9 protein-coding genes, 1 tRNA gene and 5 pseudogenes are annotated in these 14,245 nt (G+C 64.2%); 10 read left to right on the top strand and 5 right to left on the bottom strand.

Annotation, left to right across the window (positions count from 1 at the left end):
- Window positions 1-44: 44 nt before the first annotated feature.
- A pseudogene (ftsH, locus tag ACV7JP_RS15530) lies at window positions 45-1,922 on the top strand (ATP-dependent zinc metalloprotease FtsH); the annotation flags it as partial.
- A gap of 223 nt (window positions 1,923-2,145) precedes the next feature.
- On the opposite strand, the gene arsC reads toward ftsH, so the two are convergent.
- Window positions 2,146-2,496, bottom strand: coding sequence for an arsenate reductase (glutaredoxin) (gene arsC, locus ACV7JP_RS15525; RefSeq protein WP_457796556.1), 351 nt, complete (start codon window positions 2,494-2,496; stop codon window positions 2,146-2,148).
- A 151-nt stretch (window positions 2,497-2,647) separates the two neighbouring features.
- Here arsC and glmM point away from each other — a divergent pair.
- Window positions 2,648-3,994, top strand: a pseudogene (gene glmM / locus ACV7JP_RS15520) (phosphoglucosamine mutase).
- Between the two features lie 433 nt (window positions 3,995-4,427).
- Entirely contained in the window at window positions 4,428-5,066 is a 639-nt protein-coding gene (locus tag ACV7JP_RS15515; RefSeq protein ID WP_457799106.1) for an outer membrane protein, read from the top strand.
- Between the two features lie 307 nt (window positions 5,067-5,373).
- On the opposite strand, the pseudogene ACV7JP_RS15510 reads toward ACV7JP_RS15515, so the two are convergent.
- A pseudogene (locus ACV7JP_RS15510) lies at window positions 5,374-5,958 on the bottom strand (IS5 family transposase); the annotation flags it as partial.
- 77 nt (window positions 5,959-6,035) lie between these two features.
- On the opposite strand from ACV7JP_RS15510, the gene ACV7JP_RS15505 reads away from it, so the two are divergent.
- The 3 genes and pseudogenes from ACV7JP_RS15505 (at window position 6,036) to tnpC (ending at window position 8,437) form a co-directional block, all read left to right on the top strand.
- Entirely contained in the window at window positions 6,036-6,281 is a 246-nt protein-coding gene (locus ACV7JP_RS15505; protein ID WP_457796555.1) for a transposase, read from the top strand.
- A gap of 203 nt (window positions 6,282-6,484) precedes the next feature.
- Window positions 6,485-6,853 carry an IS66 family insertion sequence element accessory protein TnpB gene (tnpB, locus tag ACV7JP_RS15500; RefSeq protein ID WP_457796554.1) on the top strand — a complete coding sequence of 123 codons (369 nt, stop codon included), beginning with the start codon at window positions 6,485-6,487 and terminating at the stop codon, window positions 6,851-6,853.
- 54 nt (window positions 6,854-6,907) lie between these two features.
- Window positions 6,908-8,437 (top strand): annotated as a pseudogene (tnpC, locus tag ACV7JP_RS15495) (IS66 family transposase).
- Between the two features lie 14 nt (window positions 8,438-8,451).
- Here tnpC and ACV7JP_RS15490 read toward each other — a convergent pair.
- Window positions 8,452-8,622: pseudogene (locus ACV7JP_RS15490) on the bottom strand (transposase); the annotation flags it as partial.
- Between the two features lie 160 nt (window positions 8,623-8,782).
- Between ACV7JP_RS15490 and ACV7JP_RS15485 the strand changes: the two are divergent.
- Window positions 8,783-9,536, top strand: a protein-coding gene (locus ACV7JP_RS15485; protein WP_457799105.1) for an IS5 family transposase whose coding sequence is annotated in 2 segments (ribosomal slippage) — window positions 8,783-9,330 and window positions 9,329-9,536 — 756 coding nt in all. Because the reading frame shifts where the segments join, the coding sequence is not laid out codon by codon here.
- Window positions 9,537-9,777: 241 nt separating this feature from the next.
- Here the strand turns inward: ACV7JP_RS15485 and ACV7JP_RS15480 are convergent.
- A complete protein-coding gene (locus ACV7JP_RS15480; protein ID WP_457796553.1) occupies window positions 9,778-10,836 on the bottom strand; it encodes a phosphatase PAP2 family protein in 1,059 nt (352 codons plus the stop codon).
- Window positions 10,837-10,882: 46 nt separating this feature from the next.
- Between ACV7JP_RS15480 and xseA the strand changes: the two genes are divergently transcribed.
- Entirely contained in the window at window positions 10,883-12,427 is a 1,545-nt protein-coding gene (gene xseA, locus ACV7JP_RS15475) for an exodeoxyribonuclease VII large subunit (RefSeq protein WP_457796552.1), read from the top strand.
- Here xseA and ACV7JP_RS15470 read toward each other — a convergent pair whose 3' ends face one another.
- Window positions 12,428-12,877, bottom strand: a complete 450-nt coding sequence (locus ACV7JP_RS15470; protein ID WP_457796551.1) for a hypothetical protein — start codon at window positions 12,875-12,877, stop codon at window positions 12,428-12,430.
- A gap of 417 nt (window positions 12,878-13,294) precedes the next feature.
- Here ACV7JP_RS15470 and pal point away from each other — a divergent pair, with 417 nt between their 5' ends.
- Together pal and ACV7JP_RS15460 are read left to right on the top strand one after the other, a co-directional pair.
- A complete protein-coding gene (gene pal, locus ACV7JP_RS15465; RefSeq protein ID WP_457796550.1) occupies window positions 13,295-13,837 on the top strand; it encodes a peptidoglycan-associated lipoprotein Pal in 543 nt (180 codons plus the stop codon).
- Between the two features lie 68 nt (window positions 13,838-13,905).
- A tRNA-Trp gene (locus ACV7JP_RS15460) sits at window positions 13,906-13,981 on the top strand.
- The last annotated feature ends 264 nt before the right edge of the window (window positions 13,982-14,245 follow it).

The following is a 14,245-nucleotide window of genomic DNA, read 5'->3' as shown; positions in this document are numbered from 1 at the left end:
CCGGGGGAATCGTCCCGCGCGAGCGCGTCCCTACGGAATATCCAATGAACGCAAACTTCAGGAACCTCGCTTTGTGGGCCATCATCGGCCTGCTGGTGGTGGCCCTTGTCATGCTGTTCCAGCAGCCCGGCCAGCGTACGCCGATACGGGACATTTCGTTCAGCGAGCTGCTCACGCAAATTGACCAGGGCCGCGTCCACGACGTGACGATTGCGGGGAATGAGGTCGTCGGCCATTTCAACGACAACCGGCCTTTCTCGACCTACATCCCGAACGACGCGAACGTCATTCCGCGGCTGCAACAGCATAATGTGTCGATCAGCGCCAAGCCGATGAGCGACGGCTCGAGCTGGATCATGACGCTGCTTTTGAACGCGCTGCCGCTCGTCGCCTTCCTCGGCGTGTGGATTTTCCTCTCGCGCCAGATGCAGGGCGGCGCCGGCCGCGCGATGGGCTTTGGCAAGTCGAAGGCGAAGCTTTTGACGGAGATGGCGGGCAAGGTGACGTTTGAGGACGTCGCCGGCGTCGACGAGGCGAAGGAGGATTTGCAGGAGATCGTCGAGTTTCTGCGCGATCCGGGCAAGTTCCAGCGTCTCGGCGGGCGGATTCCGCGCGGCGTGCTGCTCGTTGGCCCGCCGGGCACCGGCAAGACGCTGCTGGCCCGCGCCATTGCGGGCGAAGCGGGCGTGCCCTTCTTCTCGATCTCGGGCTCCGACTTCGTCGAAATGTTCGTCGGCGTCGGCGCCTCGCGCGTGCGCGACATGTTCGAGCAGGCCAAGAAGAACGCGCCCTGCATCATCTTCGTCGACGAGATCGACGCGGTCGGCCGCCATCGCGGCGCCGGCCTTGGCGGCGGCAATGACGAGCGCGAGCAGACCTTGAACCAGCTGCTCGTCGAGATGGACGGTTTCGAGGCGAATGAGGGCATCATCCTCATCGCGGCGACCAACCGTCCGGACGTGCTCGACCCGGCGCTGATGCGTCCGGGCCGCTTCGACCGGCAGATCACCGTGCCGAACCCGGACTTCATCGGCCGCGAGAAGATCCTCAAGGTTCACGCCCGCAAGGTGCCGCTGGCGCCGGATGTGGACCTCAAGGTGGTCGCGCGCGGCACGCCGGGCTTTTCGGGCGCCGATCTGATGAACCTCGTCAACGAGGCGGCGCTCCTGGCGGCGCGGCGCTCGAAGCGGATCGTCACGAACCAGGAGTTCGAGGACGCGCGCGACAAGATCATGATGGGCGCGGAGCGTCGCACCCTCTCCATGACGGAGGAGGAGAAGAAGCTCACGGCCTATCACGAGGGCGGCCACGCGCTGGTGCAGCTCACGGTTCCGGGGGCGATGCCGATCCACAAGGCGACGATCATCCCGCGCGGCCGGGCGCTGGGCATGGTGCAGGGGCTGCCGGAGCGCGACCAGGTCTCGCAGACCTATGAGCAGCTCACGGCGATGCTGGCCATCGCCATGGGCGGCCGGGTGGCGGAGGAGTTGATCTTCGGCCACGACAAGGTGACCTCGGGCGCGGCGTCGGACATCCAGCAATGCACGCGGGTGGCGCGGGCGATGATCACGCAGCTTGGCTTCTCGGACAAGCTGGGGACGGTGGCCTACGCCGAGCCGCAGCAGGAGCAGTTCCTGGGCTATTCGCTGGGCCGGCAGCAGACGCTTTCGGAGGCGACGCAGCAGACGATCGACGCGGAGGTTCGGCGTCTGGTTCAGGAGGCTTACGACAAGGCCAGGCAGATCCTGACCGAGAAGCGGGCGCAGCTCGACACGCTGGCCAATGGCCTGCTGGAGTTCGAGACGCTGACCGGCGAGGAGATGAAGGGCCTTCTGCAGGGCAAGCGCCCGGTGCGCGAGGACACGAGCTCCTCCGCCCCGCAACCCCCGCGCGGCTCCGCCGTGCCGACCACGGGGCAAAGCCCGAGCCGGATGTCGGCGGCCTCTCGCCCAACCCGGTCTGACAAGCAAAGCCCGACCCTGCCCCTCTCCCCGCTTTGCGGGGAGAGGATTGGGGTGAGGGGCGAGCAGTGGCGCCGATCTCTCCTGAACGCGATGGCCGTCGTCACCAACAGAGTTCGCGGCAATCCCTTGCCCCTCACCCTGCCCTCTCCCCGCAGGCGGGGAGAGGGTGATCGCGCGTTGCTTATAATATCAGCTCCTGCAATTTTTCGGCGGGCCGGCACAGCGCGGCCTTCTCCCCGAAAATGACGATCGGCCGCTCGATCAGAATGGGATGCTTCTCGATCGCGTCGAAAATCTCCTCGTCGGAGAGAGCGGGATCGTCGAGGCCGAGCTCTTCGTAAGGCGCGCCCCGCTTGCGGAGAATGTCGCGCACATTCTTGCCCATGCGCTTCAGAATGCTCTTCAGGGTCTCACGATCCGGCGGCGTTTTCAAATATTCGACGATCTCAGGCTCATATCCCGCCTCGCGCAAGGCCGCGAGAACCTTGCGCGAGGTTCCGCAGGCGGGATTGTGATAGATGACTGTCCGCATTTCCTCTCCTCTTGCAGCCAAGTTCGACATTTAAATTAACTTATGATTCAGATTAGGGAATACGCCGGCCTGTGAATCGGGCAGGCTGTATCTGTCACAGTGACGTCTAACTCCGCGTGAAATTGCGCTTGTCATACGAAAAGGGATGGAGATGACACGTAACTATTTCGGAACGGACGGCATTCGGGGGCTTGCCAATGTCAAGATAACGCCCGAGCTGGCGCTGAAGGTCGGACAGGCGGCCGGCCTGATTTTCCAGCGCGGCGAGGGGCGGCATCGAGTCGTCATCGGCAAGGATACGCGTCTGTCGGGCTATATGATCGAATATGCGCTGGTCGCGGGCTTCGCCTCGGTGGGCATGGACCCGCTATTGCTCGGCCCGATGCCGACGCCGGCCGTCGCCATGCTCACGCGCTCCATGCGCGCGGATGTGGGGGTGATGATCTCGGCCTCGCATAATTCCTTCGAGGATAATGGCATCAAGCTCTTCGGCCCGGACGGGCACAAGCTCTCCGACGAGATCGAGGACGAGATCGAGCGCCTGCTCGACAGCGATCTGAGCCGCCGGCTCGCCGGCTCCGCGCAGCTCGGCCGCGCCCGCCGCATCGACGACGTGCGCGCGCGCTACATCGAATTCGCCAAGCACACTCTGCCCCGCAATATGAGCTTCGAGGGACTGCGCGTCGTCGTCGACTGCGCCAACGGGGCCGCCTACAAGGTCGCGCCGGAAGCGCTATGGGAGCTTGGCGCCGAAGTCATCGCCATCGGCGTCGAGCCGGACGGCTTCAACATCAACCGCGACGTCGGCTCCACCTCGCCGCAGGCCTTGCGGGCCAAGGTGCGCGAATTGCGCGCCGATGTCGGCATCGCGCTCGACGGCGACGCGGACCGGGTGATCCTCGTCGACGAGACCGGCGCCGTGATCGACGGCGACCAGGTCATGGCGGTCGTCGCCCAAAGCTGGCGCGAACAGGGCCTCCTCGCCAAGCCCGGCCTGGTCGCGACGATCATGTCGAATCTCGGCCTCGAGCGTCATCTGGCGGGGCTCGGCCTCACCCTCGAGCGCACCGCCGTCGGCGATCGCTACGTCATCGAGCGGATGCGGCAGGAGGGCTACAATGTCGGCGGCGAGCAATCGGGGCATGTGATCCTGTCCGACTATTCCACGACCGGCGACGGGCTCGTCACGGCGATGCAGGTGCTGGCGGAGGCGAAGCGCAAGGACAGGCGGCTGAGCGAGGTCTGCCACTGCTTCAAGCCCCTGCCCCAGGTGCTCATGAGCGTCCGCGTTCATGGCCGCATGCTGGAAAGGACTCGGTCGTCGTCGCGATGAGACTCGGCGCGCGCGCGCCTCGGCGCCGCCGGCCGCCTCATCGTCCGGCCATCGGGCACCGAGCCCGTGGTTCGCGTCATGGCGGAGGGCGACGATCGCGACCTCGTCGAGGCCCTTGTCGCGCAAGTATGCAACGCGCTTCGGGAATCCGCGGAGGCGGCGTAGAGACGGCGGAAAAATAGGACGCGGCGGCGGAGCTCCCTTGGCCGCCGCGCCTTTTCCTGGGGCAGAAACATGAAGAAATGGAGTAACTTAAAGAGAATTCCGGTTAAGCGGTAAGGTTAACTTCGCTTTAAGTCTTCTCGGTCATGTTTACTCCCGATGGCAAAGCGCCACGGGTCCGCTCTGCGGCCCTCTTTACGCAAAAGGGAAGTAATCATGGGCCGTTCATTCGCCCTCCTTTAGCGGCCGTGATCGTCGCCGGAAGCGCCGGCGCAAAGGCGGCCGATCTTCTGCCGCCTCCGCCGCCGATCGAGCCGCCGCCGCCCGTCGAGTTCGGCGGCTGGTATCTTCGCGGCGATGTGGGTGTGGGCGCCTACGAGTTGAGCGGCCTGCGTTCGACCTTTAACGATCCGACCGTCGTCGTTCCCGCGCCGCTATTCAACGGCTACTCCATCGGCGACGCGGCCTTTGCGGCGCCGGCGTCGGCTATCAGTTCAACAACTGGTTCCGCTTCGACGTCACCGGCGAATATCGCACCGCCGCGCAATACAGCGCCATCCAGAGCTACACCGACATCTGGAGCGCGCCGGGCTTCTCGCCCTGCGGCCTCGCGGCGCGCTGTCACGACGTCTATCACGGCCAGCACAGCGCGGCGGTCTTCCTGGCCAACGCCTATTTCGACCTCGGCACCTGGTACGGGATCACGCCCTTCGTCGGCGGCGGCGTCGGCTTCGCGACGAACTTCCTGAACAATTTCTACGATATTTCGGCGCAGCCCGCCGGCGGCTTCGGCTATGCGTCGGACAAGACCCAGACGAACTTCGCCTGGCAGGTCGGCGCCGGCCTCGCCTATAACGTCACGCCGAACCTGAAGCTGGAAGTGGCCTACCGCTATCTCGATCTGGGCAAGATGTCGACGAACCAGATCATCTGCCAGGGCACGCCGGTCTGCGTGCGCGAGGTCCAGAGCTTCTATCTCGCCTCGAACGACATCCGCGTGGGCTTCCGCTATGTGATCCCCTCGCTCATCCCCGCCCCGCCGCCCCCGCCGCCGCCGCTGGTGCGCAAATACTGATCGATTGAAAGATCGAAATAAAACGGCGCGGGCGATCCCCGCGCCGTTTTCTTCTCCTCGATGCGTCGCCGTCCTGGGCAGGGCGCGACGGCTTCCTGGAATTACGTTGACGATGACGCCAATTGCAGGAATTCCGCCCCATCCAACAAGCGCGACCCGCGTCGCTCGCATCGCCTCGTCGTTCCCGGCGTCCCGCATCACGCCATCCGGCGCCAGCCGATTTTTGTCCAACGGATAATTTCGGCAATGGGCAATCATTGTCTCTGTAATTCCAGAGCTTATTCTGGGCGTTAGGCTGTGTGGACAGTTATCTGAGCCATAGGACGATTGCGGCGAGGGTTACGACCGCTCGATAGTTTCGGGCGGTTTTTCGAAGCGGGTTGCAACGCGGCGGAACTGCTTGAGTTTTGAGAAGCAGCATTCGACGAGATGGCGCTGAGTATAAAGATGCTTGTCGAGCGGATATTTGAGCGCACGTGACGGGTTGTTTGGGATGACGGCAAGCGCGCCCTTCGCGGCGATGGCTTGGCGCAAATAATTGGCGTCATAGGCGGTATCGGCCATGACGACCTCTGCGGGCAGTCCCTCGATCAACGCCACGGCTTGCGGGGCGTCGCCCTTCTGACCGGCGGTCAGCGTGAACCGCAGGACATCCCAAGCCGCGAACGGCCAGATGTATCTTGGTGCTCAGGCCGCCGCGCGAACGCCCGATCGCCTGATCTTCAGGCCCCCTTTTTCGCCCCGGCAGCGTGCTGATGCGCCCGGACGATCGTGGAGTCGACGATCAGATATTCGAAGTCAGAATCGTCAGACATCGCCTCGAAAACCCGATGCCAGACCCCTTGGCGCTCCATCGACTGAAGCGCCGAAACACACTGTTCCACTCCCCAAACGTAAGCGCTGTTCTGCTCCCACCTGTTTTGAGCGAGCGGTAGGGACGATAATCGGAGCGATAGAGGGCTCCGACACATGTCGATTTCAGAGCGTAAACATATGCCGGAGCCTGAAGCGTTTCCGGCGCGGCGGATCGAGGTCTTCACGGGCTCGGGGCGTCGGAGGACGTGGGGCGCGGATCAGAAAGCGGCGATTGTCGCTGAGAGCTTCGCGGAGGGCGCGAGCGTTTGTGAAGTGGCGCGGCGGCATGGTCTGACGCCGCAGCAGCTTTTACGTGGCGTCGTCAGGCGCGCAAAGAGACCGAGGCTCGCGAGGACGTAGGCGCGCCGCCATTGTTCGTTCCCGCAGTCACGCAAGGGCCTGCGCCCGCGCCGCTCACCAAACGCGAACGACGCGCTGTGCGCCAGGAAGTCGATCTCGACGCCGACGATCGAACTTGAAGTTGATGGCGTCACGGTTCGGGTCGGACGCGGCGCGCAAGCAAAGACCATCGCTGCGGTGATCCGGGCGTTGAAAGCCGCCAAATGATCGGTCCGACGGGCGCGGTGCGCGTGATGGTGGCGACGAAGCCGGTCGACTTCCGCAAGGGCGCGGAGGGTCTCGCGGCGCTGGTGCGCGAGACGATACAGTGCGATCCCTTCGACGGCGCGATCTACGTCTTTCGCGCGAAGAGGGCGGACCGCATCAAGCTTGTCTTCTGGGACGGCACGGGTGTGTGCCTCTTCGCCAAGCGACTGGAGGACGGCGAGTTCCGCTGGCCGAAGATCGAAGACGGGGTGATGCGGTTGTCGGCGGCGCAATTTTCGGCGCTGCTGGAGGGGCTAGACTGGCGGCGCGACACTGCGCGAAGGAGACGTCGGCGCCGGCCTTGTCGGGATGATGCGACACAGTGAATCAGGGCGTCGGAGAGCGTCGAAAGACGGCACAAAATATGGTCTTCTGCGTCTATGGCGCAGGCGGTCGAGACGCTTCCCGACGATCCTAACGAACTGAAGGCGATGCTCCTCGCCGAGCGGGCGCGCAACGATCGTCTCGTGCAGATCATCAAGGAGATGCAGCGCCATCGCTTTGGACGACGCGCCGAGACCCTTCCCGAAGACCAGATGCTGCTCGCGCTCGAAGAGGTCGAACAGACGGAAGCGGGCGCCGCCGCGGAGGAGGAAGCCAAGTCCGCCACCGAACGCGAGAAGGCGTCCAGAAAGCGCCGCACGAACCGTGGCGCGCTGCCTGCGCATCTCCCGCGCATCGAAACCATCGTCGACATCGAGGATAAAGCCTGTCCCTGCTGCAAGGGGGCGCTCCATCAGATCGGTGAGGATGTCTCCGAGCGGCTCGACGTCGTGCCGGCGCAGTTCCGCGTGCTGGTGACGCGGCGTCCCAAATACGCCTGCCGCGCCTGCGAGGGCGCTATCGTGCAGGCGTCGGCCCCGGCGCGGCTGATCGAGGGCGGCCTGCCGACCGAGGCGACAATCGCCCATACTGGTCTCCAAATACGCCGATCACTTGCCGCTCTATCGCCAAGCACAGATCTACGCCCGGCAGGGGATCGCCCTCGACCGTTCGACGCTCGCCGACTGGGCTGGCCGCGCCGCCTGGCATTTGCGGCCCGTGCACGAGCGGCTTCTGGAACACATCAGATCGTCGACAAAAATCTTCGCCGACGAGACAAGGGCGCCGGTGCTTGACCCCGGGCGCGGGCGCACCAAGACCGGCCAACTTTGGGCTTATGCGCGTGACGACCGGCCATGGGGCGGCGCCGATCCGCCAATCGCAGTCTATGTCTATGCGCAAAACCGAAAGTCCGAGCAGCCGCTCACGCATCTTGCCGGCTTCACGGGCGTCGTGCAGGTCGACGGTTACGCCGGCTATCGCGCGCTGACGCAGAAGAACAGCGTGTCGCTCGCCTTCTGCTGGTCTCACGTCCGCCGGCGCTTCTACGAACTCGCCGCAGCAGGTCCCGCGCCGATCGCCAGTGAGGCTCTGGCGCGCATCGGCGCGCTCTACGCCATCGAGAGCGACATCCGCGGGCAGAACCCGGACGACCGGCGCGCAGCGCGACAGGAAAATCCCGCCCGATCCTCGACGCCCTCGAGCCATGGCTGCGCGAGAAGCTCGCGCTGATCAGCCAGAAGACCAAGCTCGCCGAGGCGATCCGCTACGCGCTTTCACGCTGGGACGGCTTGACGCGCTTTATCGACGACGGGCGCACCGAGATCGACTCCAATATCGTCGAGCGCGCGATCCGTCCCATTGCCCTCAATCGCAAGAACGCGCTCTTCGCGGGTTCGGACGGAGGCGGCGAAAACTGGGCGATCGTCGCGTCGCTCATCGAGACCTGCAAACTGAACGGCGTCGATCCGATGGCCTATATGGCCGATGTCCTCGCGAAGATCGTCGACGGACATCTCGCGAGCAAACTCGACGAGCTCATGCCATGGGCCTACGCGCAGCCGGTCGCTCTCAAACACGTGGCCTGAAAACAGCGGTTACCCCCAAACGCTTCCGGAAGATCGCGCCAGGGGGAACCCGTGCGCACGATCCACAGCACGCCCTCCACAAACATCCGGTTGTCGCGGCCGGTCGAGCCCTTCTGGTCAGGCCGGCCAATGATCAGCGGAGCCATCCGCTCCCACGCCGTGTCCGTCAAAACCAATCGATCCATCACACCCAAGGCCGCCTCCCCAAAAGAACTCTTGAATCTGATTTGCGACCAAATGGGAATCCCTTAGAGTCCACAGGACCTAGGACGGATCGACATTCAGGATTCCCAAACGGCGTAAGTGCTGATTCATAGGGTTCCGCGATTTGAGCGGAGGCCAATGATGGGCGTTAAGCGATATGAGTTGAGCGAGGCACAATGGGCGCGGATTGCGCCGTTGCTGCCGGGCAAGGCGAGTGATCCGGGACGCACTGGCTCGGATAACCGATTGTTTGTGAACGGATGTCTGTGGGTTCTGCGGTCGGGCGCGCACTGGCGCGACCTGCCCGATCGCTATGGCAAATGGAAGACGGTGCATCGCCGCTTCAGCCGCTGGTGCCATGCGGGGATATGGGAGCGCGTGTTCGAGGCGCTGACCGCGGACCGGGACAACAAGTATCTGATGCTCGACAGCACCATCGTCCGCGCACATCAGCAGGCGGCGAGCGGAAAAGGGGGCCAAGAATCAGGCGCTGGGGCGTTCCCGAGGGGACTGACCACCAAAATCCACATGCTCGCCGACACACTGGGCCGACCACTGCGCCTCATCGTCACTGCCGGCCAGGTGGGCGACGTCACCCAGGCTCCCGCCCTGCTCGAAGGACAGACAGGCAATGCCGTGCTGGCCGACAAAGCCTATGACAGCAATGCCTTGCGCGCCATCATCGCCGATATCGGCCGAAGCCGTGATCCCTTCAAATCGCACCCGCAAGATCATCATCCCGCATGACGCCATCGCCTACAAGCAGCGCAATCGCATCGAGCGATGCTTCAACCGCCTCAAGCACTTCCGACGCTTCGCCACCCGCTACGAACGTCGAACCATCCACTTCGCCGGCTTCGCTTTCCTCGCCGCAGCCATTCTCTGGTTACGCTGAATGTCGATCCGTCCTAGTGCATCCCTCCCTCTTGCGGGGAGGGCGGCCCTACGAAGCAGGGCCGGGTGCGGTAAAACCTCATCAAAGTTATGGCGGCGCGAACCCCACCCGGCGGTCTTCGACCGCCGACCTCCCCGTAAAGGGGAGGTATAGGGCGGCTAACGTCCGAGATTGTCGTTCACCCGATTGCGATGCCTCTCCCGCGACCCGTCATGAATAAGAAGGGTTGGAGAAATTCGCTTCACCTGGGGAGGGCCGCCTCTGAAGGGGGCGACCGCCATTGGCGCGCTGTCTCGCCCGCATAGGCATTGATGCGGTTGGCGATAGCGCTTCTTTCGAGCCACCTGACCGTGCCGATCGCTATTCCAAAAACCGCCATTCCGCCTATTGCATCGACGAAATAATGCCCTCCAAAAGGGAAGATCGAACAAAGTGTCAGACCACTGAACGCCACCGCCGGCCAAAAAATGTAGCGGGGCATTCCTTTGGCCGCCCAAATATACATTAGCGCCAGGCATGTGTGGAACGACGGAAAGTTTATGATGCCTTCGAGGCGGTCAAAACTGACCATTGTCGTACTGCCTGACCGATAGGCTTCGACGATTTTCATGAAAGCGGTAGGCGCGCCGGGCACGCCGCCGTTGGTCGCCGCGGGGATCTGCAAATAGATAAGCGACCCCGCGGCTGGAAAAAGGCTGCCGATGAAGCCGCAGATCGCCAAAGTCGTAACAAACAAGAAACTCAATTCTCTCGCCCGTTGGCAGCGCCCCACAAACGTCAGAAGCCACGGGACGACGATGATCGCATAGGCCGACAAGCCATATACGCGCTGGAGCAATTGGATGGTCGCCGGCATTTGAGCGACGGTTTCCACCCAGGTGGCCACGTTTATGCCCATGGCGGCGTCAATGGCGACAAGATGCGCATCGACGAACGGCATTTGCCAGCGGCAGGCCGCGAGGATGATCCCGCCGATCACGGTCGCGCCCCATGTCTGGGTCGCCAATGTAAAGGTGAGGGTAGCGACGCCTTCGTCAGGGCGGATCGTCCAATAGAAGGCGTGGACAAATAATGGCACCAATATCAGTAAGATAAATAGGGAAGATGACCCCGCGTTGAACGATATTCGAGTAGCATGGAGAGCCCCCGCGAAAATGATGGTTAGCAAAACGCAGATGGCCAATACAGCCGCTTCGACAATCGATGTTTCGCGCATTTCTTCTCGCTCAGCGTTCCTGCTGTTGTTCTGCACTGAAAAGGTGAATGTCCAATAAAGCGTATGGCTGGTCTTATTCATCATGAGCGCGCGACTTCAAACGCGCGCTTCGCCCCGCTATACTCCGCCAATGTCCGATCTCGAACCGCCTGCCCCCGGCGCCTCCTTTACCAACGCCCCCGAAATCAGCGTCACGGAACTCGCCAATGCGCTCAAGCGCACGGTGGAGGATCGGTTCGGGCGCGTGCGGGTTCGGGGCGAGATTTCCAATTACCGTGGGCCGCACGCCTCCGGCCACGCCTATTTCTGCCTGAAGGATCAGGGCGCCCGGCTCGACGCCGTGATCTGGAAGGGAACCTTTCAGCGCATACGCACGCGCCCGCAGGAGGGGCTCGAAGTCGTCGCGACGGGCCGCATCACCACCTTTCCGGGCAAGTCGTCCTATCAGATCGTCATCGAGGCGATGGAGCCCGCGGGCGTCGGGGCGCTGATGGCGCTCCTGGACGAGCGGCGCCGGAAGCTCGCGGCCGAGGGCCTGTTTGACGAGGCGCGCAAGCGTCCCCTGCCCTTTCTGCCAAAGGTCGTCGGGGTGGTGACGTCGCCGACGGGGGCCGTCATACGCGACATTCTGCATCGCCTGAACGATCGCTTTCCGCGCCGTGTTCTGGTCTGGCCGGTGCGCGTGCAAGGCGAGACCTCGGCGGCGGAAGTCGCCGCGGCGATCGAAGGCTTCAACGCCTTGCCGGCGGACGGCCCTATCCCCCGCCCCGACGTGCTGATCGTCGCGCGCGGCGGCGGCTCGCTCGAGGATCTGTGGAGCTTCAACGAGGAGATCGTCGTGCGCGCGGCGGCCGCGAGCGAAATCCCGCTCATCTCCGCCATCGGTCATGAGACCGACACCACGCTGATCGATTTCGTCTCGGATTTGCGGGCGCCGACGCCGACCGCCGCCGCCGAAAAGGCGGCGCCGGTGCGCGTCGAGCTCGCCGAGCGTCTCGCGGCCCGCGCGCGGCGCCTTGCAACCGCGAAGACGCGGGCGATGGAGCAGCGCCGCGCGCAGCTCGCGACCTTCGTCCGCCTGCTGCCGACGCCCGAGAAGCTGCTGCAAAATCCGAGGCAACGCCTCGACCGCTCGACCGAGCGGCTAAAGGCGACGCTGCGCGCGGCGCAGGACGGCCGCCGGCTCAAGCTGGCGCGGCTCGCCCATGTCCTCTCCCGCCACTCGCCGCAGGCGGAACTTGCCGGCCAGACGGAGAAGCTGCGGGGGTTGAGCGCGCGGCTGAAGGCCGGGCTCGAAGCGCGGGTCGCGCTCGCGCGCCATCAGAACGCCGGCGCCGCGCAGCGCATCGCTGGGGCCGCCGCGCGCATGGCGCGCGCAATGGCGGCGCTTGTCGCGCATAGAAGAGAGAAGCTCGAGCGCCTTTGCCGGCTGCAGGATTCGCTCAGCCACAAGGCGGTGCTGGCCCGCGGCTTCGCCTTGGTGCGCGACGAGCATGACGCCCTCGTCCGCAGCGTCTCGCAGGCGCTTCCGGGCGCGGCGCTCACCATCGAGTTCGCCGACGGCCGCGTCGCCGCGCGCGCCGGTCAGAGCGAGGCCCCAAATCCGCCGCCCGCCGTCTCGCCCCGGCGCAAACCGCGCAAAGACGAAGGCGACGATCAGGGTTCGCTCTTCTGACTACTCGAAGCGCATCTGCCAGGCGACGATGCTGCGCTGCATGGGCGCGCGGGGGATGTAGCAAAAGACATTGGTGGAAAGTCTTGCCTCCCGGCAATGCTCGTGCTCCTCGGACCAGTCATAGCCGAGCGTGTCCATGCAGGCCCTGATCCTCTCCTCGATGAGCTTCGGATTTTGGCGCCGCTCCAGCGGGAAGTCGCGCTCCACCTGATATTCGCAGTCGGTCACGTCGATCTTTTGGCCCTCGAAATAACGGCCGCTGGCGCCGCTCGTGACGAACATGGCCTCCGTCGCGAGGATCAGGGCGAGGCCGGCGATCAGCGCAAGCTTCTCCTGCGTCTTGCTCTTGAGGAAGTGCAGATCGAAAAAGGAAAGGAGTCCGATGACGAGAAGTCCGCCGCCGACAATCAACGTGAGCGGCGACAGAAACGGCGCGATGCCTTCGTTCATCTCAATCCTCCGACTCGTGCCGCATCCTAATGATAGTCAGGCCGGGGCGAGCGGCAAGCAGATTGCGGCTTTTTGACAGCTTGACTAACTTTTTCCGACAAATGTCACAGCGACTTTGTCGCCGAGAGACAGCGCCTTGTCGCCGATTGGCCTCGGGAAGGAGCCCGGCGGATGTCGGAGAGGCGGGCCTCCGCTTGGCCGGATTAAGAGCCGGCCGGAAAGAGCCGACGGCAGGATCCCGCGCGCCGCGAGCGGGGCCGTTCACACTTCGTTAACCATTTAACCTCTTATTAAGGAAGGAGAGAATTCGTTCAAATGTGACGGGTTCCACACACCCTCGATCAAGGTTGATGGAACCTTCGCTTAACTGTGCGAGACTAGGACTGACGGCAGTCGGTCCGTGACAGGAGTTGTTTCATGCTGCTTCCCGCCTCCGCCCGCCGCGCCAAATTCGCCGTCGCGCTGACGGCGGCGCTGGCCATGGCGGCCTGCGCCAAGAATACGGCGGACGAGGCCGGCGCCGACTTCGCCGGCGGCGTGGGCGGACCCGGCGGGCGCGGCGGCGTTGCTCGCAACGGCCTCCCGGCGACGCCGGGCAGCGCCCAGGATTTCGCGCAGAATGTCGGCGACCGCGTCTTCTTCGAGACGGATTCGACGGAATTGACCTCCACCGGCCAGGCGACGCTGGACCGCCAGGCCGAATGGCTCAACCGCTACGGCCGCTACAGCTTCACGGTGGAGGGCCACGCCGACGAGCGCGGCACCCGCGAATATAATTTCGCGCTCGGCGCCCGCCGGGCCGAAGTCGCCAAGAGCTATCTCATCTCGCGCGGCGTCGCCGCCTCGCGCATCCGCACGGTGAGCTACGGCAAGGAGCGCCCGGTCGCGGTGTGCGACGACATCTCGTGCTGGTCGCAAAACCGCCGCGCCGTCACCCTGCTGGCCGGCGGAAATTCCTGACGCGCCCACGAAACAGCCCTTGCGTCGGCGGCGGTGTTGCGGCAATAAGGCGCGCGCTTCGGCGCTGCAGGAGTGTAGCTCAACTGGTAGAGCACCGGTCTCCAAAACCGGGGGTTGGGGGTTCGAGCCCCTCCACTCCTGCCATTTCAAAAACAATAACTTACGCTGAATTTTCGCGGGCGGTTTTGGCTAAGGGTATGCACCGAGGTAACCCAAAGGGCCTCGATGGCGAGCACAAACGTCCCTTATTCGCCCAAGCGTGGCCAGAAACGACCAGGGCGGCGCTATGGCGCCGCCATTGATCCATCCGCCCGATGGAGCTTTGGGGAACGGCCGCAGGCGCGGCAGAAACAGGGCGCTGATGGTCGAAAAGACACGCCAGCGGCCACCCCTGAGGGCTGGGAGAGG

This window comes from Methylocystis sp. S23 (assembly GCF_054106005.1).
The sequence above is the reverse complement of the archived record's forward strand: the minus strand, read 5'-3'. Positions and strand labels throughout refer to the sequence as shown.

Bases quoted from the DNA above. Each gene is read 5' to 3' on its own strand.
- arsC (WP_457796556.1), bottom strand. From the start codon at position 2,496: ATGCGGACAGTCATCTATCACAATCCCGCCTGCGGAACCTCGCGCAAG.
- ACV7JP_RS15505 (WP_457796555.1), top strand. From the start codon at position 6,036: ATGTCGATTTCAGAGCGTAAACATATGCCGGAGCCTGAAGCGTTTCCG.
- tnpB (WP_457796554.1), top strand. From the start codon at position 6,485: ATGATCGGTCCGACGGGCGCGGTGCGCGTGATGGTGGCGACGAAGCCG.
- ACV7JP_RS15480 (WP_457796553.1), bottom strand. From the start codon at position 10,836: ATGATGAATAAGACCAGCCATACGCTTTATTGGACATTCACCTTTTCA.
- xseA (WP_457796552.1), top strand. From the start codon at position 10,883: ATGTCCGATCTCGAACCGCCTGCCCCCGGCGCCTCCTTTACCAACGCC.
- ACV7JP_RS15470 (WP_457796551.1), bottom strand. From the start codon at position 12,877: ATGAACGAAGGCATCGCGCCGTTTCTGTCGCCGCTCACGTTGATTGTC.
- pal (WP_457796550.1), top strand. From the start codon at position 13,295: ATGCTGCTTCCCGCCTCCGCCCGCCGCGCCAAATTCGCCGTCGCGCTG.